The sequence below is a fragment of the Carboxylicivirga linearis genome, from assembly GCF_018271995.1.
In the GTDB taxonomy this organism is placed as follows: Bacteria; Bacteroidota; Bacteroidia; order Bacteroidales; family Marinilabiliaceae; genus Carboxylicivirga; species Carboxylicivirga linearis.
Map to the genome: position 1 here is coordinate 260,876 of NZ_JAGUCO010000003.1, position 25,813 is coordinate 286,688.

Annotated in this window: 21 protein-coding genes; 7 read left to right on the plus strand and 14 right to left on the minus strand. The window is 37.1% G+C overall.

What is annotated here, in order from left to right; all coding sequences use genetic code 11:
* Positions 1–19: 19 nt before the first annotated feature.
* From pnp to KEM10_RS06605, 5 genes are all read right to left on the minus strand, one after another.
* Positions 20–2,164 (minus strand): polyribonucleotide nucleotidyltransferase, encoded by a 2,145-nt coding sequence (gene pnp / locus KEM10_RS06585; RefSeq protein WP_212215068.1) that lies wholly within the window; start codon positions 2,162–2,164, stop codon positions 20–22.
* A 207-nt stretch (positions 2,165–2,371) separates the two neighbouring features.
* Positions 2,372–2,641, minus strand: a complete 270-nt coding sequence (gene rpsO, locus KEM10_RS06590) for a 30S ribosomal protein S15 (protein WP_212215069.1) — start codon at positions 2,639–2,641, stop codon at positions 2,372–2,374.
* 158 nt (positions 2,642–2,799) lie between these two features.
* Entirely contained in the window at positions 2,800–3,387 is a 588-nt protein-coding gene (locus tag KEM10_RS06595; protein ID WP_212215070.1) for a hypothetical protein, read from the minus strand.
* 161 nt (positions 3,388–3,548) lie between these two features.
* The gene (locus tag KEM10_RS06600; RefSeq protein WP_212215076.1) at positions 3,549–4,616 is read right to left on the minus strand and encodes a potassium channel family protein; all 1,068 of its coding nucleotides are present in this window, start codon (positions 4,614–4,616) and stop codon (positions 3,549–3,551) included.
* Positions 4,613–5,887, minus strand: coding sequence for a DUF2851 family protein (locus KEM10_RS06605; RefSeq protein ID WP_212215078.1), 1,275 nt, complete (start codon positions 5,885–5,887; stop codon positions 4,613–4,615). The genes KEM10_RS06600 and KEM10_RS06605 overlap by 4 nt, the downstream gene beginning before the upstream one ends.
* Before the next feature lie 138 nt (positions 5,888–6,025).
* Here KEM10_RS06605 and KEM10_RS06610 point away from each other — a divergent pair, with 138 nt between their 5' ends.
* Together KEM10_RS06610 and KEM10_RS06615 are read left to right on the plus strand one after the other, a co-directional pair.
* Positions 6,026–7,270: an ABC transporter permease gene (locus tag KEM10_RS06610; RefSeq protein ID WP_212215080.1), complete on the plus strand. Its 1,245-nt coding sequence runs from the start codon at positions 6,026–6,028 to the stop codon at positions 7,268–7,270.
* Between the two features lie 340 nt (positions 7,271–7,610).
* On the plus strand, positions 7,611–8,285 hold the full coding sequence (locus KEM10_RS06615) for an NUDIX hydrolase (RefSeq protein WP_212215082.1): 675 nt from the start codon (positions 7,611–7,613) through the stop codon (positions 8,283–8,285).
* Here KEM10_RS06615 and KEM10_RS06620 read toward each other — a convergent pair.
* The 4 genes from KEM10_RS06620 to era all read right to left on the minus strand — a co-directional run bounded on the left by KEM10_RS06620 (position 8,233) and on the right by era (position 14,158).
* Positions 8,233–9,657 (minus strand): MltF family protein, encoded by a 1,425-nt coding sequence (locus KEM10_RS06620; RefSeq protein WP_212215084.1) that lies wholly within the window; start codon positions 9,655–9,657, stop codon positions 8,233–8,235. The two genes, KEM10_RS06615 and KEM10_RS06620, sit on opposite strands and share 53 nt — an antisense overlap.
* Before the next feature lie 69 nt (positions 9,658–9,726).
* Positions 9,727–11,748 (minus strand): putative porin, encoded by a 2,022-nt coding sequence (locus tag KEM10_RS06625; protein ID WP_212215085.1) that lies wholly within the window; start codon positions 11,746–11,748, stop codon positions 9,727–9,729.
* Positions 11,749–11,876: 128 nt separating this feature from the next.
* Complete coding sequence (gene der / locus KEM10_RS06630; protein ID WP_212215087.1) at positions 11,877–13,184, minus strand: ribosome biogenesis GTPase Der; 1,308 nt, start codon at positions 13,182–13,184, stop codon at positions 11,877–11,879.
* A gap of 89 nt (positions 13,185–13,273) precedes the next feature.
* Entirely contained in the window at positions 13,274–14,158 is an 885-nt protein-coding gene (gene era / locus KEM10_RS06635) for a GTPase Era (protein WP_212215089.1), read from the minus strand.
* Between the two features lie 142 nt (positions 14,159–14,300).
* On the opposite strand from era, the gene KEM10_RS06640 reads away from it, so the two are divergent.
* Positions 14,301–16,580: a family 20 glycosylhydrolase gene (locus tag KEM10_RS06640; RefSeq protein ID WP_212215091.1), complete on the plus strand. Its 2,280-nt coding sequence runs from the start codon at positions 14,301–14,303 to the stop codon at positions 16,578–16,580.
* On the opposite strand, the gene KEM10_RS06645 is transcribed toward KEM10_RS06640, so the two are convergent.
* Together KEM10_RS06645 and KEM10_RS06650 are read right to left on the minus strand one after the other, a co-directional pair.
* Entirely contained in the window at positions 16,581–16,865 is a 285-nt protein-coding gene (locus KEM10_RS06645; protein WP_212215093.1) for a hypothetical protein, read from the minus strand.
* Between the two features lie 225 nt (positions 16,866–17,090).
* Positions 17,091–18,695: a MutS-related protein gene (locus KEM10_RS06650; protein WP_212215095.1), complete on the minus strand. Its 1,605-nt coding sequence runs from the start codon at positions 18,693–18,695 to the stop codon at positions 17,091–17,093.
* Between the two features lie 296 nt (positions 18,696–18,991).
* Between KEM10_RS06650 and KEM10_RS06655 the strand changes: the two genes are divergently transcribed.
* The 3 genes from KEM10_RS06655 to KEM10_RS06665 all read left to right on the plus strand — a co-directional run bounded on the left by KEM10_RS06655 (position 18,992) and on the right by KEM10_RS06665 (position 21,350).
* Complete coding sequence (locus KEM10_RS06655) at positions 18,992–19,576, plus strand: FKBP-type peptidyl-prolyl cis-trans isomerase (RefSeq protein ID WP_212215097.1); 585 nt, start codon at positions 18,992–18,994, stop codon at positions 19,574–19,576.
* Between the two features lie 69 nt (positions 19,577–19,645).
* Positions 19,646–20,470, plus strand: coding sequence for an FKBP-type peptidyl-prolyl cis-trans isomerase (locus KEM10_RS06660; protein ID WP_212215099.1), 825 nt, complete (start codon positions 19,646–19,648; stop codon positions 20,468–20,470).
* Between the two features lie 148 nt (positions 20,471–20,618).
* Positions 20,619–21,350: a hypothetical protein gene (locus KEM10_RS06665; RefSeq protein WP_212215101.1), complete on the plus strand. Its 732-nt coding sequence runs from the start codon at positions 20,619–20,621 to the stop codon at positions 21,348–21,350.
* A gap of 487 nt (positions 21,351–21,837) precedes the next feature.
* Here the strand turns inward: KEM10_RS06665 and mnmD are convergent, their stop codons facing one another.
* Both mnmD and KEM10_RS06675 read right to left on the minus strand, forming a co-directional pair.
* On the minus strand, positions 21,838–22,500 hold the full coding sequence (gene mnmD, locus KEM10_RS06670; protein ID WP_212215103.1) for a tRNA (5-methylaminomethyl-2-thiouridine)(34)-methyltransferase MnmD: 663 nt from the start codon (positions 22,498–22,500) through the stop codon (positions 21,838–21,840).
* Positions 22,487–23,929 (minus strand): MATE family efflux transporter, encoded by a 1,443-nt coding sequence (locus KEM10_RS06675; protein WP_212215105.1) that lies wholly within the window; start codon positions 23,927–23,929, stop codon positions 22,487–22,489. Before KEM10_RS06675 ends, mnmD begins: the two co-directional genes overlap by 14 nt.
* Positions 23,930–24,173: 244 nt before the next feature.
* Between KEM10_RS06675 and dinB the strand changes: the two genes are divergently transcribed.
* A complete protein-coding gene (gene dinB, locus KEM10_RS06680) occupies positions 24,174–25,247 on the plus strand; it encodes a DNA polymerase IV (protein ID WP_212215107.1) in 1,074 nt (357 codons plus the stop codon).
* Here dinB and KEM10_RS06685 read toward each other — a convergent pair.
* Positions 25,234–25,806 (minus strand): FMN-binding protein, encoded by a 573-nt coding sequence (locus tag KEM10_RS06685; RefSeq protein WP_212215113.1) that lies wholly within the window; start codon positions 25,804–25,806, stop codon positions 25,234–25,236. The two genes, dinB and KEM10_RS06685, sit on opposite strands and share 14 nt — an antisense overlap.
* Positions 25,807–25,813: the final 7 nt, after the last annotated feature.

Here is a 25,813-nt window from a genome sequence, read left to right on the forward strand (position 1 = left end):
ATATATATTACTCAAATGCTTATTCTGCTTTTGGTTTTGGCTTGCGTTCCGGGCGAGGAAGAAGTACTTTTCTTGATAATTTTAATTTGCCAGATCTCTGGTCAACCTCAATTAATTTTACTTCTACTTCTTCACCTTCTTTCAAAGCGTCTTCCACTTTTTCAAGTCGTTTCCACTCAATTTCAGAAATATGAAGTAAGCCATCTTTACCAGGAAGAATTTCAACAAATGCTCCGAAAGGAACAATTGATTTTACTTTTCCTTTGTACACTTCACCAACCTCAGGAACAGCAACAATACCTTTAACACGAGCAACGGCTGCATCAATCGATTCTTTATTGCTTGCTGAAATGGCTACTTTACCAATATTACCTTCTTCCTCAATAGTAATAACAGTTTCAGTAACCGCTTGAATTTCCTGAATGATTTTTCCACCAGGTCCGATAACAGATCCAATCATGTCCTTAGGAATATCGAATGATACGATACGAGGAGCATGAGGTTTGTAATCTTCGCGTGGCTCAGTGATAGTCTCGGCAATCTTATCTAAAATGTGCATACGTCCCGCTTTCGCCTGGTTTAATGCTTTTTCCAGAATTTCGTAAGATAATCCGTCTACTTTAATATCCATCTGAGTAGCGGTAATACCTTCGCGAGTACCTGTTACTTTAAAGTCCATGTCACCCAAGTGATCTTCATCACCTAAGATATCAGACAATACAGCAAATTTACCAGATTCAGTATCGGTAATTAATCCCATTGCAATACCTGAAACTGGCTTTTTAACAGGCACGCCGGCATCCATTAACGCCAATGTTCCGGCACATACTGTTGCCATTGAAGATGATCCGTTTGATTCCAAAATATCAGAAACAATACGAACAGTGTATGCATAATCCTCAGGCATCATACCTTTAAGAGCACGGTAAGCCAGGTTGCCATGTCCAATTTCACGACGGCTGATACCACGTGCCGGACGAGCATCACCTGTTGAGAAAGGAGGGAAGTTGTAATGTAACAAGAAGCGATCGTAGCTCTTATTCATTACATCATCAACTAATTTCTCATCCATTTTAGTACCCAATGTAACGGTTGTTAACGATTGAGTTTCACCACGTGTAAATACGGCTGATCCGTGAGGTCCAGGTAAGTAGTCGATTTCACTCCAGATAGGTCTGATTTCGTCAGTCTTACGACCATCTAAACGAACCTTTTCTTCTAAAACTACTTTGCGAACAGCTTCTTTCTCTACATCGTGATAGTATTTTTTGATTAATCCTGTTGGGATTTCATCTTCTTCTTCGTTGTAGTTTTCTGCAATAAATTCATCGCAGATAGCGCCAAAGGCATCAATACGCTCGTGTTTGTTTGGATTGGCTGATTTAGCAACTTCGTATGCTTTGTCGTAAGTAGCTTTCCAAACTTTTTCACGTAATTCTTCGTCGTTATCTTCGTGACAGTATTCGCGTTTTTCGGTTTTACCCAACGCTTCCATCATTTCAATCTGAGCCTGGCATTGAACTTTAATAGCATCGTGGGCTACTTTCATTCCTTCCAATAATTCAGCTTCAGATACTTCATCCATTTCACCTTCAACCATCATAATGTTATCCATGGTTGCTGCAACGATGATGTCCATATCTGAATTTGCCATTTCTGATACGGTAGGATTGATTTTCATTTCACCGTTAATACGACCCACTCGCACTTCTGAAATAGGTCCGTGGAAAGGAATGTCTGAAACAGCCAATGCAGCCGAAGCAGCTAATCCTGCCAATGCATCAGGAGCAATTTCTTCGTCTCCCGAAATTAAATTAACAGTAACAAATGTGTCAGCATGATAATCTTCAGGGAAAAGTGGACGTAACGCTCGGTCAATTAAGCGAGATACTAATATTTCATAATCCGACGGACGAGCTTCTCTTTTCTGGAATCCACCAGGGAAACGTCCGACAGCAGCATATTTTTCTTTGTATTCAACAGTTAGGGGCATGAAGTCTACATCAGGTTTTGCTTCCTTTGCAGATGTAACTGCCGCCAATAAATAGGTATTACCCATTTTAACGACTACCGAGCCGTCAGCTTGCTTAGCTAATTTACCAGTCTCAATGGTAATTGTTCTGCCATCACCTAGTTCAATAACTTTTTCAAATGGTTTAATCATGACAATTTTCTTATTCTTTTTTTATCCTTCTATATTCCCGCCAAAGATATGCAATATCCTAAGATAATGTGTAAAAACTGTTTATTTTTTAACTTATAGCATCTTGACATCATCAATTTTTATTCAAAGCTCACTTGTTTGGCAATTCAGAGCACAAAAAAAGCAGCTTTCTTTCGAAAACTGCTTTCTGTTCTTTTAGCGTATTGCTTACTTACGAATTCCAAGTTCTGCAATAATAGCACGATATCTTGAGATATCTTTTTTCTTTAAGTAATCAAGTAAACTACGACGTTTACCTACCATTTTTCTCAAAGCGTGCTCTGTGCTATAATCTTTACGATTTGACTTTAAGTGCTCAGTCAAATGCGAGATACGGAAAGAAAATAATGCTATCTGGCTTTCTGGTGAACCAGTATCAGAATTCGATTTTCCGTACTTCTCGAAGATTTCTTGCTTCTTTTCTGCTGATAAGTACATAACAAAAATGTTTAATATATAATTTGAGGGTGCAAAGATAGATATTAATATTGAGATGACAAGTTGTTTGTCTTTAATTTTTTACGAGTATGTAAAAATAAAAAAATCCTGAAGCTTTTTACAACTTCAGGATTTTAAATGTTCTTTTTAGGTTTGCTCTAGTAACCTTGCTCTTCGGCTAGCTTCTGCATTTCCTGATTGAAAATTTCTTCAAACTTCTTTTTGTCGTAATCAACCTGAAGTTTCTGGTTTTGTGAAAGTTTATTGTTAATGCCATTCATGATATCTTCCTTGCTAACTTCAATAGCAACAAATCCACGGTATTTACCGTTGTCAAGAACACTGGCTTTTTCACAGGCAACCACAATGTTTGAGATGGTTTCGTCAGCTACTTCGCGGGTAAGGTTCTCAAATTTTTGTTCAAATTCAGAAGCGTCACCAAATTCACGTTCGTTTACATAACGGTCGGTAACCGATTTTGTGTTTGAATTAATTAGAGTTACCAAACGTTGCTTGGCATTTAACAAGGCTTTTTCTTTGGCAAGGCTTAAGTCTGAGCTGGTAGCCATAGCGCTGGCACGATAATAGTTTTTATCAGAGCGACCTTTATCTTCACAAGGCATGTCTTCTAAAATGGTTCCAACTTCACTGTTGGTGCTAACCTTCTCTTTTGATTTACAACTAACCATACTTGCAGCCAAAGCAAGTGAGAAGATTCCTATTCCTAAAATCTTTTTTGTATTCATGTTTTAAGTATTTGGGTTTTAAAACTGGTTATCATCTATCAAAAAGCGAACCAAAAATTAATTTGCATTCACATTTATTTAGAAAATTCAACAATTAGTGCTTATACTTCAACTTTGTAAAAAGGTTTGGTTGGGAATGTAAATTATTAGTTAATTTATTTCTATATCACATTGTCAATGGTAGTGTTTTCAATGTGGTCGGTATCGTTTAACAGGTCTTCAAATTTAGTTAATTGACCGGGCGCTCCTAATACAAATAATTTATCGGCAGGTGTTATTTCAATATCGGGTGATGGATTAAAAATATAAGCTCCTTCACCCGTTTTTATTCCCACCAGATTAGCTCCTGACTTTTCTCTTAGCTTTAATTCTCGTATTGTTTTCTTATAATTGGCAACCGCCAATTTTGAACAGCTTATTTCTTTTAACTGAACATCTTTAGAACGTTGCAGAAGTATGTATTCAATAAATTCAACCACATCGGGCTGAGTAACCAGTTTGGCCATCCGCTGACCACCAATTCTATCGGGCATAATAACATTGGTTGCTCCGGCACGACGCAGTTTTGTATCCGATCTAAAGTCACTAGCGCGACTAATTATTTTTAAAGTCGGGTTCATCTCGCTGGCCGTTAATACAACAAACATATTATCGGCATCATTGGGTAATGCGGTAATTAAGGCTTTGGCTTTTCTAATCTGCGCAGCATCCAATACTTCTTCCGAACTGGCATCACCCTGGACGTACAGGTTGTCGGGTTCTTCCAATATACGCGTTACTACATGATCTCTTTTCTCAATAATCACAAATTGTTCGCCGTGTTCAGCCAACTCAACACATGCCTGATAGCCGTTTCTACCGTAACCGCAAACAATAATATGATCCTCTAATTTGACTATCTTCTTTCTCAACTGATAAGCTTTATATGATTGATGTAAAACGCCTTCAAAAATAACACGTGTTATTTGTGTAATAACATAACCAAATATTCCTAAGCTAAAAATAATAAGAAAAATGGTAAAAATCTTTCCGGTGTCGGATAAAGGTACTACTTCACTAAAGCCAACGGTGGCCATAGTAATGACTGTCATGTAAATAGCATCAAGTAGACGATATCCTTCGAGTAGGGTAAAACCAGCTGACCCGGCCGAAATAGTTAAAACTAATAATCCGGCAGAGATTAGTAAAGCTCTTATGGTCTCGTGATATAATGATTGTTGGTTTTTCAATTTCTGCTAAGTACTTTATGTCCGATGCGGCAATTTAAACACTTTTTGTGATTGCAGTAGCGGTTTTTTAGAAAAATCAATGACTGTGCTTGTGCTTCATTCTCAATTTTAACGCCTGCCTTCTCCCAATTGATAGTAATGGAATTTTTTTCAGTAGTCTGTTTATAAAGTGATTCCACCAGAATTTCTTTTCTGTTTTGAAGGTTGTTTTTATGGAAATAAACAAATAAATAAGGATAAACAGTATTGTATAATATTCTTTGAGCAGAAGATGTTCCTAAATGCTTTGGAGCTTCTTTTTTACTTGGATTGCCCAGTTGATAATGATTGTTCCAATAGTCAGAAGCCTTTATGTTTAATAGGTTGACAAAAGTTTTTGCATTGATATCACTTAATATTTTTTCAAAAGATCCTTTATTTTGATGCAATAACATTGCCAGCTGGGCTAATCTTACAGTAGGGAAATTAGAAGGTCGCATTTTGGCAAATTTCCATATATGACCTTCGATTGGCTTTAGGTTATATTTATGTTTTAAAAACTCGTATTCTTTTTGAAGGTTGGTTGTATACTCATCTTTTGACTGAATATTTAACAGAAAGCCAGCCTGACCAAAGAGCAATGCTTCTGTTTGTTTAATATTATCAGAGTGCTTCAGGATAAATTTTAATGGAGTTTGCTTTGCCATCATTTCAAATGGAAGACCATTGACTCCAAAGCCAAAACTTCGTGACAACAATATAAAAAATACCTGATCCCAATTATTCTTATGGGTTTTTAGAAGTTGATTAATCAATTCATTTTTTTCTTCCAGGCGCTCAACAAGAATGCGGTCGATCCATTGCGATAATACCATTGGATCAATGGTTGATAATTGATCTTCGCAGGCAATCCATTTATCGTTAAAAAATAATGACTGATATTTTGCTGTCAGCTGATCAGATAGAGTCATTTGCCAAACAGGCACCTCTCTTCCTGAAGAGGTAAGGGTGTTTCCATTGCCTGATTGTACAACATGTAAAATAACATTATTGTACGCTCCGTCAGTATGGTGTTTGTGATTGTACCAATCTGTTTCGGCACTGTGAATTTCAACATTACCTGCCCATAAGGTATTGTTAATTTTAATTTTTGCATTGAAGAAATCTGGTCCGGCATCTTTGTTTATTATTCCCGGATGTATTATTTCCAGTTTTTGTCCATCAGTCGTTAGTAAATTACCCGGCTGAAATAGTTTGTTTTGCCAAACAAAATGCAGAAAGTCTTCATTCATAATGATGAGGATTGGTTTCGTAAAATATAAATCATTTTACATATAATTCCAAATAGTCAATTGAAGGATTGGTTTGAAATAGATTTTTATATGTGGTAGTTTATTTGCTTTTTCTACCTTTGCTCAAAATCTTGCACCTTGAATTTCGAATTATTTGTCGCACGAAAAATAAAATCAGGAGGAATAACCGGTAAGAAACTCTCAGGTCCGGTTATTAAAGTTGCCACCTTGGGTGTTATACTCGGTATGGTGGTCATGATTTTGTCACTCTCTATCGGTTTGGGATTTAAGCGCGAGGTTCGTCAGAAAATTATTGGTTTTGGATCTCATCTTCAGGTAATGAGTTATGACTATAATAACTCGTACGAAAGTAATCCAATTACTAATGACAGTGATTTGGTTTCGGAGTTAAAGACCATTGATGGGGTTAATCAGGTACAGGTTTTTGCTACCAAACCAGGTATTATAAAGACTTCAGAAGCCATTCAAGGTATTATTCTAAAAGGGGTAGGGGCTGATTTCGATTGGGAGTTTATGGAAGAGGTATGCGTTGATGGACAAATACCTAACTTTAAAGATTCTGTAAGGTCCAATGAAATATACATATCGGAAGAAATTGCAAACATGTTGCGGTTAAAGGTGAATGATCCTCTTCGAATGTATTTTGTGCAAGATCAGGTTCGAATGCGAAGGTTTACGGTCAGTGGTATTTATAATTCTCATTTTCCGGAATTTGATAAAACTTTTGCTTTCGTAGATATTCGTCATGTTCAGAAACTTAATAACTGGGATGATACCAAAGTCTCGGGTTATGAGATAATAATTGATGATTTTAAGCAGTTGGACCAAATACATCAGGAAGTTTACTATGTAACCAGTTCAAAAGTTGAAGAGAACGGTACCATGTTAAGAGCCAAAACAATTCGTCAGGTACAACCACAAATATTTACCTGGTTGGATATGTTGGATATGAATCTTTTAGTTATTCTGGTTTTGATTCTTTTGGTAGCTGGATTTAACATGGTGAGCGGACTGCTTATTTTAATTATCGAACGAACCAATATGATTGGTATATTCAAAGCTTTAGGAGCGGAGAACTGGAGTTTGCGTAAGGTTTTTCTCTACCTGGCTTTATATATTGTTGGGAAGGGATTAATCTGGGGAAATTTAATAGGAGTAGGTTTAGCTTTGTTGCAAAAGTATACTCAATTAATAAAATTGGATGCAGCCAATTACTACCTTGAAACGGTGCCCGTATATCTTCAGGCATCACATCTTATCATGTTAAATGTCGGTGTTGCTATTATTACTCTTCTTATGTTGTTAGGTCCCTCATACCTCGTAGCCCGAATTTTACCTGTTAAAGCTATCCGATTTAATTAACCGATTTGTAAGATCGTACATTTAGTGTACGATTATGAACACTTTATCGATTTAGTATTCCTTGATTAAATTATTCCTTAATTTTTAAATCGTCATTTAATCAGGTGTTTATAATTAAAGTCTTGTGATCTTCCTGTAATGTGCATCTTTTGGTATGGAGTTTGATTTGTTATTGGTGTAAATCTTAAAAGGTTTAAGTTAATAAATGGGACAAATGGTCGGGAACGCCCGACCTTTTTTTATGGTCATAAGTGAAGTGAATCGATGAATTTTAAAAACAATTTCTTAACTTTTAAGAAACCTTTTAAAGAATTCAGCAGTTATATTTGAAAGAAACAAAATGACCAGGCAAACACAAATATTAATTGAAGCATTTCAAAGGCCCTTACCAGGTGAAAAGGCACAGCTTATCATGTCTCCTTCTGTGAGGTTTACAGGTAAAGTTACGCCCCAACCTGATAAAGCAAGGGAAAGTAGTGTTTTAATTGTGTTGTATCTGAAAGACGGAGTGTGGCATATACCTCTAATGAAACGTTCGGTTTACAAAGGAGCGCATAGTGGACAGGTTAGTTTTCCGGGGGGCAAAACAGAAGAGGGGGATGCCAGTTACTTTGCAACTGCCATTAGAGAGGCAGAAGAAGAAATTGGTATTATTGGAAAAGATGTTGCCTTTATTGGTGAGCTGACTTCCTTATATATTCCTAATTCAAACTTTGTGGTATATCCACAAGTAGGAGTTCTGCCTTATGAACCTAAATTTAAACCAGATCCAAGAGAGGTTGATACCTTAATTGAAGTTCCGCTTGCAGAATTGACCAAACCCGGTAATATCAGATCTTTCTCAAGAAAAATTAATGATATATTAATTGAAGCGCCATTTTTTGCCTACCATAATTTTGAAATATGGGGAGCAACGGCTATGATATTAAGTGAGTTTCTTCAGGTTTTAAAAATAAACGAACTTAATCCATTATTACATTCTTATAGTGATCATAACGCTCCAGAATATCAGTAACATAGTGATAAGGTTCTTCACCTCGGCAATAACCATATTTAACCACCGGATCGTTATAAAATTCAGGTTTTGATTTATTAAGAAGGTAATAATCAACATTGTCTTTCCAAATCAATGGATTTTTTCCATTTTTTTCAGCCAGTCGCATAGCATCCTGTACATGCCCCAAGCCAACATTATAGGCGGCTAAAACAAATTTGATACGTTCTTCCGGATCTTCTATCGTTTTCTTTAATCGCCCATCAAGCCATGTTAAAAATTTTAACCCGCCCTTAATATTCTCAGAAGGTGATGTTATTTCTTTAACACCAAAATAATCGGCAGTTTCCGGCATTAATTGCATCAATCCTTTTGCTCCAGCCCAACTTTCTATCTCCGGATGGAATCGTGATTCCTGATAAATAAGTGAAGCAATCAAGCGCCAGTCTAAATCGTATTTTTTACTTTCCTTTTTAATGATGGCATCATAAATAGACACCTTACCACCTCTGATGGAATGAAAGCCTGCATCTACCAAATGTTTTGATCTTTCGTTGATAAAGTATTTTCGATAAATGCGTTTGTATTGCTTTGTTTTCTTAAAGTTGATAAGCCAATTATTAACTACATCTAGCAGGTCGTTTGAGGTTGGCCGAACAGCCCATGCTATTTTTTGAGGAAAACTAATAGCTGTTTCAACGTCAATATTATCATAGAAATTGGTGTTGATTCGAGCCATGTTTTCATCGCATACGGTATAGGGTATTTCGCCATTGGCTACCAAGTCAATTAACTGTTCTACTTCGTAATCCGGAATTTCAACAATATTGATACTATCACCTATTTCATTGCTTAAATTACGCAGACGTTCAACAAACGATGAGTTCTCCTGTACGTAAATAGTTTTTCCGGCAAGATCCAGTTGGTTTCTAATGACTTCGTTAAAAATAGTTGGTTCAGATCCGGTTGAATTTCGGTATTTCTGTTGCACCAAAACCTGACGTGTAACACAATGAGGTTCGGTAAATGCTATTTTATTACTTCGGTTACGGGTAACGGTGAAATTAGTGGCGATTAAGTCAATATCACCATTTAATAGATTATTTATATTCTCTTCAACGTTGTTTGAAACAGTAATTTCCAGTTTAAGTCCCAGTTGATTGCTCATCGCTTTCAGCAATTCAAACTGATAACCCAAAGGACGACCTTTATAAACGAAGTAGTTGGTAGAATTATAATCAGTTACTACTTTAATTTTTCCACGCTTAACAATGTCGTCAAGGTCTATATCAACTTCTTTGTTAGCGCGGTTGAATAGAGTTGGTTTTTTATCTGTTTTACATGATGCAAACAGACTTGCTATAACCAGTATTAGTATGTAGCTATGTCGCATAGTACCTTCTCGTTAATTCGGAGCAAATATAATTAAAATGAATTCAGCCAGCAATTTAAGGCGTTGCTGTTAGTCATAGAAATTCCATGATACGCCAAATTTGAGTGCTCTTGGATTGCCCGGATAATTGTAAGTTGTATAATATGGTTGATCAGGATATCCTTGATTGACGTGATCGTATTTTACGTAAATTCGAGCTCTTTTCAACTGAAAATTTAAGAAAACATCTACCCAGGGATAATCGCCCACTTTTTCATCATTTTGCACAGTAAACTGTCCGGTTGCAGGCATGTAAAAAGGTGCGTAATATTTAGTGAAATATCTAAAATCAAAACCGATTTGAAAGTGTAATACTTTAAACAGTGTATTTTGGTAATAAGTGGAATTGTAATACGCAAATAATGGCAATGGAATAACGGTTTCACTACTGCTGTATTGAAGTGCAGCATCATTATTAATCCGGAAATTACCTAGTTTAAATAGCTTCTTTACGTTAGCATTAAACACTTGAATTACTCCGTTAGTTTGACTTGGGGTGCCATCATAATTCCAATATATATAGTTGTTCATTAAAGAACCTCCGGCGCTTATTTCCAGTTGTTTGGTAGGTATTCTAATTCCTCCTTTAAACTGAATGGTTCGTTTTTGTCCAAAATTATTATCCCATTCAAGATGATTAGAGTAATATTTGGTTTCAAATAATTCGGGTGTTGTAAGGTAGATTCCTCCGTTAGCAAAAAATCCTGCTGTATCTTTTAAAACTCTGAAACTTGAGCTCATAGCTCCGGTAATTTCTGAATCGCCGGCACGGTATCCTTGAAAATAAATTTTTACGCCCGCATTCCACCAGAAATTTTCACCCAAATTTTTAAATATCTGTCCTCCTAAGGCTGTTGTTACTAATGTAGTATCTGTATTGACATAGTGAGGAGTTAAGAAATCATCACCTTCATCAAATTCCGTTGGTCTTTTAGGGAAGCGGTAAAAAGAAGCTTCGTTGGTTATAAAGGCTCTTAATCCAAATTTTAATAAAGAGTTAGCTTCTTCGTTAAATTTTATCTGAAAAGTATTTCGTAGTGAGTTTACTCTTACACTGTCTCTTGTTTGCAGCGTATCGCTGTTGATTATTGGATAGAACGGTGCTGTGGTTGAGGAAGCGTAGTAAGACGGCAAATTGGATATATTATATTCCATTTGATTTTGCTCAAACTCAAAAGTGTGAAAGGCAGTACCTACAGGTAAAACAGTTTCAACTGAATCTTTATCGGTAAAAGTAATATTACCAATATCTAGCGATTGATTAAAAAATAGTTTTCTTTTGGTAAGGATCTTTTCGGCAGTCGTAAATCGCATGATTACCTCTTCGGGCTCCAGATTGTTAAAATCATTACCAGTAGCATTTCTGTCAATTCCTCCATTCTCAAGAGATTTAAGTTTTGAGTACAAAAAGGCACCTTGAAAACTATATTTTTCTCCATCGTAGCTCGAAAAGAATTTTGCATTATCAACTTCTGCTTTCTGTGATGAATATTGCCCCAGTGATGACGAAAGGGAATAACTGGCTCCTACATTCAAATTCTTATTTACGTTTTGAGTAAATAAAGCACTAATGTTTTCCTCTGATCTACGTTTGGGCCCTCCAAAATTGTAGGTTAAGTTAATGTATGGAGTTTTGGTATTATAAAAATACAAATCGTCAATATCAGGCATATAAGCTAAAAATGAATTGAAAAACAGAAAGCCATATTTATTCTCTCTATCTTCAAATATCATTGATTGATAAGCGGTATTCATATTGCCCAGATAGGCATTGGCAATGCTTTTATTATATATGGGATTGAATATTTGGAAACCGGTTGAAATGGTGTCGACAACAGTTGTATCCGCAAACGTATATCCGTCTTTCAGGTGCCATGCTCTTACATCGGGCTTGATTGAAGCACCACTCTGTTGTTGCTGGTCAGGGCGGTCATTATCTCCCAATTGAGGTCTTCCTCCTTCAGCTCCGCCAAGTGTTCGCTGCCCATAGGATAGCACAGTTATAAATAGCGACAGAAGTAAGATTGGGTATTTTGGCTGAAAACGTTGCATATTACGATGTGTGATAATGGGCTTAAAAAATCAAAAAGGTTAAGTTGATACAAAAGCAAATATATGCATTTCTTTTAGTGCAATATTTGCTTTCGATCTTCTATTTCTTCTAGTATGACAACTGAACCTTATTTTTTACGCATAAAAATCTGCACCTGCAATCCATTAAAGTTCCAATGTTCACGAATTTTATTCTCAAGGAACCGTTTATATGGCTCTTTTACATATTGAGGTAAATTGCAGAAAAATGCAAAAGCAGGAGATTGCGTTGGTAACTGCGTTACGTATTTTATTCTAATGAATTTTCCTTTGATAGATGGTGGAGGATTTTTTTCAATCTCAGCCAGCATTACTTCATTTAGTTGTGAAGTAGTAATTTTTAAATTACGGTTATTGTATACTTCAATTGACTTTTCAATAGCTTTATGGATTCGTTGCTTCGTTAAAGCTGAGGTAAATACAATTGGGAAATCAGTAAAAGGTGCCATTGCACTTCTAATTTGTTCCTCAAACTTTTTAGTTGTGGTATGATCTTTATCTATCAAATCCCACTTATTAACCAATACCACGATCCCTTTTTTGTTTCGTTGTACCAATTGAAATATTTTCTGATCCTGACCTTCGAAACCTCTTGTAGCATCAATCATCAGCATACAAACGTCGGCATTTTCAATGGCGCGGATAGCACGCATTACAGAATAGAATTCTAAATCTTCGTGAACACGATTTTTCTTTCTTACACCAGCTGTATCAACCAGATAAAAATCGTGACCAAACTTATTATAGCGGGTGTAAATAGAGTCGCGTGTAGTACCCGAAATTGGAGTTACAATATTACGTTCTTCTCCAATAAAAGCGTTTAGTATTGATGATTTACCGGCATTAGGTCTGCCAATAATGGTGAAGCGAGGTAAATCAACATCTTCTTCCGGTGTATTTTCTTTTGGGAAAACTTCAACCAAACGATCGAGAAATTCTCCTGTCCCAGCACCGTTAATGGAAGAAATTGGGAAGAGATCTTCCAGACCCATTGAATAAAAATAGCTTGCTTCAGGTATGCGATCATGGTTGTCTACCTTATTAACCAATACCAATACTGGCTTATTAGTGCGACGTAATAATTCGGCAACACCTTCATCATAGTCGGTTACCCCGGTGATTACATCAACCACAAATACGATTACATCGGCCTCCTCAATGGCAATGAGTACCTGCTTACGAATTTCTTCTTCAAAAATATCATCTGAATTGGTGGCATATCCTCCGGTATCTACCACCGAAAATTCCACACCATTCCAGAAGGCTTTGCCATATAAACGGTCGCGGGTTACACCTGCTTCTTCGTTTACGATCGCCTGACGTGTACCTGTTAATCTATTGAAAAGCGTTGATTTACCTACGTTTGGTCTACCAACTATTGCAACTAAATTTCCCATGATATTTTTGTTTTATTCAAATTGGGGCTGCAAAAGTAGTGAAAATCAGCCCACACACCAATAAAATTAAGAAAGCTTAAGGTTTTAAATTACTTCAGATCGTAACCATGTCCTCTTAAAAAGTTTTCTTTATTCCTCCAGTCTTTCGATACCTTAACGTAAGTAGTCAGCATCACTTTTTTCTTAAGGAACGCTTCTAAATCTTTTCGGGCCTCAATACCAACCCATTTTAGCTTCACACCTTTATGGCCAATAATAATGCCTTTTTGCGAATCGCGGGCTACATGAATTACCGCACGAATATCCACTCTGTCAGGGCCTTCTTTAAACTCTTCCACTTCAACCTCTACCGAGTAAGGAATTTCTTTTTTGTACTGCAACAATATTTTTTCACGAATAATTTCAGTCACAAAAAACTTCTCGGGTTTATCTGTCAAGGCTTCTTTATCGAAGAAAGGAGGAGAATCGGGTAATAACTCAATAATGCGATCAAACAGATTTTGAACATTAAATTTATGTAATGCCGACATTGGGAAAATCTCAGCGCCAGGCAATTGTTCTTTCCAGAATGTCACAATATCATCCAGTTTCTCCTGATCAACTAAATCAATTTTGTTGATAACGAGCAACACAGGAATATTGGTTTTTTGCACCGACCCTAAGAAATCATCATTCTTATCAGGCTTTTCAAAGGTATCTGTTACGTATAAAATAATGTCAGCATCAGCCAATGCCGATTTCGAAAATCGCAACATCGATTCTTGTAACTTATAATTGGGCTTTAGTACACCCGGGGTATCAGAAAATACTATTTGGTATTCGGGTTGATTTACAATCCCAAAAATACGATGACGTGTGGTTTGAGCCTTAGATGTAATAATCGATAAGCGTTCGCCCACTAATTCATTCGACAAAGTAGATTTTCCAACATTTGGGTTTCCAACAATATTTACGAAGCCTGCTTTATGTGACATGATGTTCAACTTGAAAATTTGCTGCGAAGATACGACAATTTCCAACAGTTTTAGGTATTTACCAGAAAGATGAACGAGTGTTATTAATTACCTTTTGTTACATTTGGTAACTGATAGAATGAAAACCTAAAAAACACACTTCATGCTTAAGAACTATTGTGTGCTGTTCTTACTGATTAGCACTTTGTTTGCTTGTTCTGATGAGGATAAAAATACATTGATGATTGTTCCACTCCCTCAGTATGTGGAAGAACTTCCCGGGCAGTTTGAAATTACCAAAAAAACTCAATTGTTTGTTCATGATCAAATAGTGAAATACATTGCCCAAACGCTATCCGATAAAATAGAAAGTACTTCCCATTTTAAATTGTCATTCTCAGAGCTGTATCCAGAGAATAATTATGTGACTTTCCTTGTTGACACAACGCTTCAATTAACAGATGAAGGCTATGTGCTGGAGGTTAGTGAGTCGGGAGTTGAGATAAAGGGTAAAGATATGGCAGGTGTTTTTTATGGGCTTCAAACATTATTGCAATTGCTGCCAACTGAGGTTGAAAGCCCGAAATTTGTTCAACGCATGAAGTGGGTTGTTCCTTTTGTGAAGATAAAAGATGAACCACGTTTTAAATGGCGAGGCATGCATTTGGATGTGTGTCGTCATTTTGTGCCGGTGGAAAATATAAAAAAGCATTTGGATATGATGGCCATGGTGAAGTTAAATACCTTCCATTGGCACCTGACTGAAGATCAGGGGTGGAGAATTGAAATCAAACAATATCCTAAACTGACTGAAATTGGTTCCAGAAGAATAGAAGGCGATGGATCAGAATATGGAGGTTTTTATACGCAGGAGCAAATTAAAGAGATTGTTGCATATGCAACGGAACGAAATATTACAGTAGTTCCTGAAATAGAATTGCCAGGTCATGCTTTGGCGGCATTAGCTGCGTATCCTGAATATTCTTGTACGGGTGGCCCATTTAAAGTGCGCAATACATGGGGTGTTGAATCAAATGTATACTGTGCAGGTAAGGAAGCAACTTTTACTTTTCTCGAAAATATTATTGAAGAAGTAGTAGAATTGTTTCCATCGCCTTATTTTCATATTGGGGGTGATGAATGTCCCAAAGATCGTTGGAAAGAATGCTCTTTATGTCAGAAAAGAATAAAGGATGAAGGTTTAAAAGATGAGCATGAGTTGCAAAGTTACTTTGTAAAGCGTATTGAAAAGGTGCTGTTAAAGCATGGTAAGAAGATGATTGGCTGGGATGAGATTCTCGAGGGAGGGTTGGCCGAATCAGCAGCAGTAATGTCGTGGCGTGGAGAAGAAGGAGGAATAGAAGCAGCCAATCAGGGGCATGATGTGGTGATGACTCCGGGTAATTGGTGTTACCTAGATCATTATCAAGGTGATCATCGGGTAGAGCCGGTGGCTATTGGTGGCTATACTCCTTTGGAAGAAGTGTATAGTTATGATCCGGTTCCGGATCATTTGAGGGAAGATAAAAAACATCATATTTTAGGAACTCAAGGTAATGTATGGACTGAATATATGTATACTCCCGAGTTGGTTGAGTATCGTGTTTATCCGCGTATTTTGGCTTTAGCAGAAGTAAACTGGACAGCTAAAGAGCAGCGCGATTATGATAGTTTTATTTATAGATTGGATAACCTGCATCGAAGAATGGATATGCACAATGTTAATTACCACATTCCATTGCCGGAAGGTCCGGTTGATAAAATGGTATTTGTTGATAATATCAGAATAGAATTTTCGAATACCTGGAACTTAAGAATGTATTACACAACAGATGGTTCCAAGCCCACAGAAGCTTCTAACTTATATCAAAAGCCTTTGATTTTTGCAACTAATAAAACCATTAAAATTGCAACCGTGCTGAATACAGGAAAGCTGAGTCCTGCTAGAACCATTCGCCTGGTAAAGTCAGAGTATATTGATGCAGCTAAATCAGAGACTACAAAACCTGGTTTGGTTGAAAATTACACAGTTGGACATTTCAAATCATCAGAAGAACTGGATAGTATCAGTGATTGGACAGAAAGAATTAATCCAATGAAGCCTATAAAAGGTATGAAACGGGATGGGCATGAAGGTGAATCGGCATCAGTGTTTACTGGTTATCTGGAAGTGCCTGAAGACGGTATTTATGAGTTTTCAACTAATTTGGATCAGTTTTATATTACTAATCAACTGTTGATTGATAATAATGGGGAGGTCAAACGATTTTCACGTAACAATTCAACCATTGCCTTACGAAAAGGAAAGCACCCTGTAAAGTTGGTTTATATCAAAACAATAAAAGGAGGTTGGCCGCAAGCGTGGAATGGGCCACAAGTTCAATTCCGACTTTGGGGAGATGATGAATTTACCACCACATCAGAGGAAATGTATAGTCATTAATTATGCTGATAACCTAATAAGTAGGACGAATGCTAAGAAAATACCAATTGAAATAATTAGGATGATTAATTGTTTAAATAACACTCTTCTATTATTCCTTTTAGTATCTAGTATAATTTTATCAAGGACTAGTTTATTTGCTTTTGCTACTGGTTTATTGGGAGGAACGAATTTGCTCGCTTTTTTTATAACTCTAAAGTGTTTGTCTTTAATGTTATCTCGTAGTCGCCTATTATTGCGGCTTGTGTTCATTGAATCTTTAACAAAACCAGCTCCACCTGTCATGAATAGTATACTTTAAAAATGAGGTCATTAAATTTAATAAATAAATCTTTGTGATAATTAATTGTATTCTTAATTAATAGTATTGATGAAAATGGTTGTTCGTAAATACAATGTAAAAAGGCGATGATACCAGAGTCCCGCAGGGACGTTTGTAGCAGCATAGTACGTAAGTGCTGTGTTAAAAGTCAAAATGTATTAGAGTCCCAAAGGGACGACTATGTTCGCTTATAAATCACTCATCATCTTGACCTGTCTCATGTCTGCATCTCGCGAAATGGCAATAGCATCCTCAATAATCGATTTGGGATAATCGTTCATCTCCAATATTCGAATGGCATTTCTGTTCTTCAATGGGCCTTTCTTGAGTTGATAATCAAAATCAATAGAACTATTGTCAACCGTTTCGCAGAAATGATATAATTCATATTCGTCTTTGAGTAGTTCTGCCAATTCAATATCATGGGTTGAAACAAATACCAGGTTGTTGTTTTTTGCCAGATATGATAGCACGGCTTTACCCGATGCAATGCGCTCAATTGTATTGGTACCCTTAAAAATTTCATCTAACAGAAAAAGATTATACCTCTCAGTACTTTTCTTAATCATCGAATGGATGGTTTGTACTTCTTCAAGATAATAGCTTTTGCTGTTTAGTAAATCGTCGCTGATGCGAATAGCCGATTCAATCGCGAAGTATGAAAAACTTGCTTCTTTGGCAAAACAGGTATTAATGGTTAACCCGGTTAGAATATTAATTCCAACGGTTCGGATAAAAGTAGTTTTGCCTGACATATTAGAACCTGTTAGTAATATTGATCTACCATGAGTCGAAAGGTTATTGGGAATGCAATCCGGTATTAGAGGATGATACATTTCCTGTGCTTCAATTTCAGCTTCTGTTGTTATCTGAGGTTGGCAATACGAATAAAGACCATGGCGAAGAGAAGCTATAGATAGTAAAGCATCGGTTTTTCCAACAAAGTCAAATATCTTTTCAATTTCCCTGCCCTTTGATCTAAGTTGTTTTGATACACTAAAAAGAATGATGGGTTCCAACAGAAAAAGGATTTTATAAAGCTCTATAATAAACCAGAATAATGCCTGAAACTCACCTTGAACTTTAGCTTCCAATTGAAATAGTAACATCTTATTTTTGATGCTGTCAATAACTTTGGTTGATTGTAAGAGTTCTTTGTTAATTGCTTTTAAGGCGTGATATTTATACAAGTGTTTGGCAATTTCTTTCAATTTTATCAATTGTGGGATAGATGCTGAATAATGGATTAGATTCTTCTTGTTCCAATAATGTACTATTAGATTGAAAACAATCAATCCCATAAGTACAAAAAGAAATTGCGGTATATACGGAAACAAAATCAGGCTGGCAATGACTAGCAATGGAGAATAGCGAGCCAGTTTAAACCAAGTGGGTGCCTCAGGCTGCTTTTCCTGAAACAGCGAAGCAATATAATAGCCGTCATCATGCTTTAGTTTGCTTAGCAGGTATTGAATTTCAAATATCGAATGATCATTTATTAACTGAGAAATGATTTTTTCATCTTGTTCAAAATTATGTGATGACTGTGTGTTTCTTAGTTGATTATATAAGTATTGCTGACCGGGTTTGGAATGAGTTCGATCTAGGAACATGAAAAGTTCTTCAAAATCCAGATCGGCACATGTACGATCAGAAATGACAGTAGTAGCTGAATTCCTCTTTTTATTTTTGAAATATAATTTGATCAGATCAAAATTGTATTCTTCTTTTTTGAAGTCGCCAAATGAACTCTTGAGCTGTTCGATTTTTTTCTTGCGGTATTGAAAAATCATAGGTAAAGGTTGAGATTCTACTCGTAAAAGTAAGTCTTAAATTTCTTAACACGAACCTTACCTTTTAGATTTCTCAATACAATTGAATGATTATTTGTTAATGATAAATTTATGCTAGTCCCGCAGGGACGTTTGTAGCAGCATAGTACGTAAGTGCTGTGTTAAAAAGTCAATTCAATCTAAGTCCTGTAGGGACGACTTTATCATTAAATCTCAATATCATTATCATATGATTTTGATTGTAGTACTAAAAATGTAATTTCGTGGCTTGTTTATAAATCGATAAGACATTTTAAATGGAAAAAGTAAGTTACGCCTTGGGAATGAGCCTGGCAAATAATCTAAGACAGTCGGGTATTGAGAGTTTAGACTTTGCTAAATTAGCAAGTGGGTTAGAGGCTGCCTTTGATGCTAAAGAAACAGAAATGACAGCTGAAGAAGCTAACGAAATATTGCAGAAATTCTTTGGTGAGTTGCAACAAAAACAGCATGCTGCTACTATTCAAGCAGGTAAAGATTATTTAGCTGAGAATGCTAAAAAAGAAGGTGTTGTAACTCTTGAGAGTGGATTGCAATACGAAGTAATTAAAGAAGGTGACGGAGCAAAGCCATCAGCTACTGATCAGGTTGAGTGTCATTACCATGGTACTTTAATTGACGGAAGTATTTTTGATAGCTCAGTACAACGTGGCGAGCCTGCTACATTCCCTGTTAACGGTGTAATTCAAGGATGGGTAGAAGCGCTTCAGTTGATGCCTGTAGGAAGTAAGTGGCGTTTGGTTGTGCCTTCTGATTTGGCTTACGGTGAGCGTGGTGCAGGTCAGGCTATCGGACCTCATACAACACTTATCTTCGAAGTTGAGCTTTTGGCAATTAAATAATTGAATAAGTAATAATCACCAACTGTTAACCAAGTTGGTAATAGTTTTTAATCAGTAAAAAGAAAAAGTATGAAATTATCAAATCTACTTGTTGCAGCTCTTGCATTAGTGGTGGTGCTTTCATCATGTTCAAGAGTGCCACGCACGGGTAAAATGGATTTTAAAAATCAGACCGACAGTGTGAGTTATGCATTGGGTTTTGTTATGGCTAATAACATGAAGAAGGAATGGGAAAGACTTCCTTTTGAAATGGATTCTTTGGCTTACATTGATATGGCAAAAGCTATATCGAAACGTAAGTTAGATGAGAATTTTAAAAATTACCAGGTAAAGCAGTTCGAAGACTTGAACGAAGAAGCGTTTTTTAAAGGCTTCTTAAACCAAATGGCATATGGTAAATCTTATTTTACTGATATGAATGCCGATATAATTCTTCGCAAAGCTTATCAGGAGGTGAAGACGAAAAGAGATGAGGAACGTAAAGAAGAAGCTGCTAAAAACCTTGAAGAGGGTAAAAAGTTTCTGGAAGAAAATAAAAAGCGTTCTGAAGTAGTTGAAACTGAAAGCGGTTTGCAATACGAGATTATTCGTGAAGGTAATGGCCCTGTTGCTGAGAAAATGGATAAGGTAAGATGTACTTATCATGGGACCTTGCTTGACGGAACGGTATTCGACAGCTCTATTGAGAAAGGAGATACAACTCAATTTAGAGTAATGGGTGTTATTAAAGGCTGGACCGAGGCACTGCAATTGATGCCCGAAGGTTCGAAATGGCGACTGTATGTACCATCTGAATTAGCATACGGAGATAAAGGTTCCGGACAAAAAATCGGTCCGAACGAAACGCTTATTTTCGATATCGACCTGGTTGAGGTTGAGAAAGAAAAGAAGTAAAGTATTTTACAATATTGATATAGAGGCTGTCCCTTTTTTAGCATTCGGACAGCCTTTTTTATTTAGTTATACTTAGTGTTTTGTTAAATAATGTGTAGTTTAAAGGTGGTATTTACTTTTTAATAAAGAGCTAAAATCTACGGTTACTATGAAATATCCCAAAGAACTCACAAAATCCATTGACATATCATCAATTACCACTAAAAAATCAAGTAAACCTACTCAGCCTATTGCAGTGTTGGTTCAGGAGGCCAGTAATCTGTATGAATGGTGCCTCGATGATCGGGAGCAACTTCAATCAGTAGGATTAACGAAAGAGAAGATAAATGATTTACTTCCGCGCATTGAGAACTGTAGAAAAATTCAGGCACTTTGGACAAAGCAGGTTCAGACAATTAAAGAATCAAGGTTAAAGTGGAGGGAAGAACTTCCAAAAGCAATGCATTTGCGTAAAGAAGTGTTGGCAACCATGCGTTTCGCCTTTCGGAATCATGGAGAGTTAATTAATCGCCTTCCGGTTACTACAAAGGGAAAAGGGTATGCCTTTCTGATTCAAGCATTGAATGATCTTGCTTTTCTTGCGAAGAACAATACATCACTTCTAATATCCATCAATTTTGATTTAGCATTGATTGATAAGCTGGAAGAGACTTCTGATATGCTGGCAGAGTTGTGGGCTATTGTTAAAGTAGAAGAGAATTCAAATAATGACTTTAAGTTATTAAGAAATCGTTCGTTTTGGCACCTTTATCAATTGGTAACTGAAATACGAGAAGCAGGAAGATATGTATTCCGAAACAATCAAAGTCGCTATGTGGGTTATATAAGTCCGTTTTGGAAGCAAAAACGCAAGAAAAAGTCCAATAATTCCGCTTTGTAATTAACGGCATACCAATTATTATTTATAGAAATGTATTTATTTATATTGGCGAGCTAGTATTTTAATAGGGCGAGCCATTAATATTATTAAGCGAGCCGCTTCATTGCACAGGAGAGCTTGGCTCGCCTAAGTAAAGAAGCGGCTCGCCTTACTATAAAGGCAGCTCGCCAACCTAATAATATGGCTCGCCAAGCTATATTTATTACTTTCCTGTATTGAACTTCATCACTCCTCGTGAAAAATTGAATTTCTTAGCATAGTAATAAGAGTTATGAACCCAAAATTTCACTTCGAACTCAGGTAAATAAATCCAAGTCCCGGTAGGGACATTTGTAACTGAATAGTACGAAAGTGCTGTGTGTTTTAAACGAAATGTATAAGAGTCCCGTCAGGGACGACTGTGCAGACCGATGATTTTAGATAATTTAATAGATTATTTCAATCAAGCAGTAAATAAACTACTGACTATTAACTACTGACTAATCAACTATTTTACCGCTCTCAACATCTCGCGTTTTCCTTTGGGGCCGGGCAGTCGTTCAACAGTAAAGCCACATGCCTGCATGGTTCTTCGTACCACTCCTTTGGCACAATAGGTTGTAAGAATACCGCCCTCATTCATGGCATCATAAATCTTTTGGAAGATATCGCGAGACCACATCTCAGGTTGCTTCTCCGGTGCAAAGGCATCGAAATAAACCAGATCATACATACGGTTAAAGCCTGTTGAAAGTAGATCGGTTTCCTCCTTCAGCAGTGTGAATTGTTGGTTGATGCTAGTTTCTTTTTGCCATTCTGCCTGATGCATCTTTTCAAATAGTTGCTGTTCTTCGGCATTTTGGCAATAATTCAATTGTTGGGCAAGTGATATTTCAATAGGATATTTTTCTAACGAATGATAAAAGACTGATTTTTTCCCTTGATGGATGGCTGTAAGTAATGCATTTAAACCGGTGCCAAAACCTATTTCCAGCACTGATATTTGGGGTAGTGTACAGTATTGTAAGTTGGGTTCGATGAATACATGCATCGATTCGTTGATGGCTCCGTTTACCGAATGATAATGTTCCTCAAGCTCGGGCACATACAATGTGTGCGAACCATCGGCCGATACTTTCAACTCAATTTCTCTATTGCTATTTTTTATCATTAGTCATGTTGTTTCTAACCCATATGTTTTGACGTATACGGGTTGGTAAAAAGGCAAAAATAGATTTTACTTTAGGCGAAGTTGTTTTACCATGATTAGCCATTACAAAGATATACCATAATGATAAAACTGTACCCTTTACTACACTCGAAAGACTAATGGCCCACCAAATACCAAACATACCCAATACGCTTTCGGCCGAAAGAAGCATAGCCGCCGGCACACGAGCTCCGGTAAAAGTGATTCCAACAATAGAAGGAGGGATGGTTCTGCCAATACCATTAAATGCTCCTCGGGTAACAATCTCAATAATCATAAAAACCTGCGACACTGCAAGAATTTTCAGGTAGGTGGTTCCCATTGCCAAAGGTTCCGGTTCGTTTAAAAAGAGCGAGAAGAGCTGTTCGCCAAAAATGATGAAGCAGATAGTTACCAGCGTTCCTAAAAATATGCCAATGCCTAAAGTGGTAAAATAGCCTTGCCGGATGCGACTCCAGTTATTGGCTCCGTAATTTTGTCCGGTAAAACTACCCAGTGCAGTTGCAAAACCCGATGAGGTCATCCACGAGATGGCTTCTATTTGAGCACCTACACTTTGCACAGCTATAGGAATATCACCCCACTTGGTGATCATACGTGCCAGTATAAGGGCAAAAACAGCAAATAAACTACTTTCGGTTGCCACTGGTGTTCCCAGCTTAAATATTTTGATAGAGATATCTTTACTCAATCGGAAGCGTTTTAAATCGGGATCCATAATTTCTTTCATCCACACAAAACGGATGATGAAAATTAGAAATACCACCAATTGCGAAATGAAAGTAGCCCAAGCAGCTCCATTCACTCCCAAAGCAGGAATGCCTCCAAAGCCAAAGATCATAATGGGGTCTAGTAACATATTCAATCCCAGACCCACTAGTAAATAGTAGAAAGGTAGTTTGCTGTTACCCATTCCATTGTAAATACCCTGAAAAGTTGGATTGGTAAATGTGAATACAAAACCCAGTGAAACAATTCTGAGGTACGAGATAGCACCTTCTTCAACAACGCCTTCAGATAAACGGAAGATGCTCACCAGCTGTGGAGTAAATATTAAAACAATGGCCCCGATTACAATAGCCAGAAGAATAGCCCAGAATAACGAGTGACGCGCAAAACGCGCAGCTGTATCAGGATCTTTCCTTCCCAATGCCTGCGATACACCCACTTCAGCACCCACTCTGGTTACCAATAATAAAGACATGCCCAGCCAAATGTAAAAGCCTGCTGCACCCACCGATGCTACGGCATTACTTCCCACTTGTCCCAGCCAGATCATATCCGTTAAGTTATACGCCATCTGCATTAGGGAGGTACCAATAATAGGTAACGCCAATTTAATCAGTTGACTAAAAATGGGGCCTTGTGTTAAATCAACAGATTTCTTCATCTGCGTTGTTTTGTTTTTGTTGATGGTTATTCAGATGAATAATTAACCCATCTGATTACTTTTTGTTGCAGCCGCGAAGATAAGGGAAATTAATATAGATGTTAAAACGGATGATTGTATTGAGCCGAATTCAATGTGGCGATGCATTGTTATTGATGATTGAATGCCAGTCGTGTTAGAGATGTTTGTAACAGATAGTACGTAAGTGCTATGTGAAAAATGAAATCCCTGTTACCTTTGCATCGTGGTTCGGAAGATAATACATATTGATATGGATGCTTTTTTTGCATCTATTGAGCAGCGCGACTTTCCTGAGTTAAAAGGTAAACCGGTTGTGGTGGGTGGAAGTAGTGAAAGGGGCGTAATAGCTGCCGCCAGTTACGAAGCACGTAAATATGGTATTCATTCGGCCATGCCTTCACGAACGGCTCTTAAACGCTGTCCTCATCTTATTTTTCAACGCCACCGCTTTGATGTGTATAAAGAGGTTTCGCGACAAATAATGAGTGTTTTTTATGAGTACACCGATTTGGTAGAGCCTTTATCTTTGGATGAGGCTTTTTTAGATGTTACGGAGAATAAGAAAGGAATGGCTTCGGCAACGCATATTGCCCGTGATATTAAAAAGCGAATTAAAGAAGAAACTAACCTCACTGCTTCGGCCGGTGTGAGTGTAAATAAGTTTTTGGCTAAAATTGCCAGTGATCAGCGGAAACCGGATGGATTATTTGTGATTAAGCCGGATGAAATAAGTGACTTTGTTGATCAATTGCCCATTAAGAAGTTTTTTGGGGTGGGTAAAAAAACGGCTGAGAAGATGTATGCGCTGGATATTCATAATGGCAAAGACCTTCAGAAGTTTGAACTGAGTAGGTTGGTGCATCATTTTGGTAAGGCGGGTATTTATTTTTATCATGTATGTCGGGGAGAAGACGATCGCCCAGTGCATCCGCATCGCGAAAGGAAATCAGTAGGGATAGAAAATACTTTTCATAAAGACCTGCATGATTCTCAGCAAATCAAACATGAGATTGACACATTACAAGTAGGATTGTTAAAGCGCCTAGCCCGCTCCGAAAAATCGGGCAAGACTCTTACACTGAAAGTTAAGTTCGATAATTTTGAACAGATGACCCGATCCAAAACAGTTGAATACTTAATTAAGAACGAAAAGCAGTTAAACGAGCTGGTGCAAATGCTTTTAAGAGAAGCTCCCATTAATCGGCCCGTTCGTCTGTTGGGTCTCTCTGTTTCAAATTTTCCTGATGATCGTCAGGTGGATGCAATGCAGCTGAAAATTGATTTTAAAGAGCTGTAGTATTTATAATAGCTGCCATTAGCTCTGTTTTCTCTTCAATATCTTTTGAGATGCCGTTCACCGAGATGGTGGCTCCCGAAATGGAATCAATATTCCTTCCAACTTCAATGTTTCCATTCGCATTATGTCCTACAAATTGTTTCAGCCATCCTTTGGCAGTTACTTCATGACCATGGGTTGCCTGGTAATTAAAAACTTTAACCAATACCACCGATGCTGCCTTATCAAAACATACCATGTAATCGAAATATTCAGAAGTTCCACCTGTATTGTTATTATTGATTGAACAGCCACCTGCACGGCAGCTGTTCACTCTTCCAATGTATATTGTTTTAATGGCACTTTCGTTACTGTCGGCTACCTTAAAAAATTTACCTTGTAATGCGCAGGTATCTTCTATAGATTTCGGAAGAACCAATTCACTCAAGGATGGATTGGTCATTTTTCCATTCTTAATAAGGGTTTTAATTACAGCTTTATGGTTGTACTCAATTTCATCTATAGGAACCGTAAAAGCAACTGAGACTAATAAAACGACAGAAACAAATAATGCTTTCATAATGCAA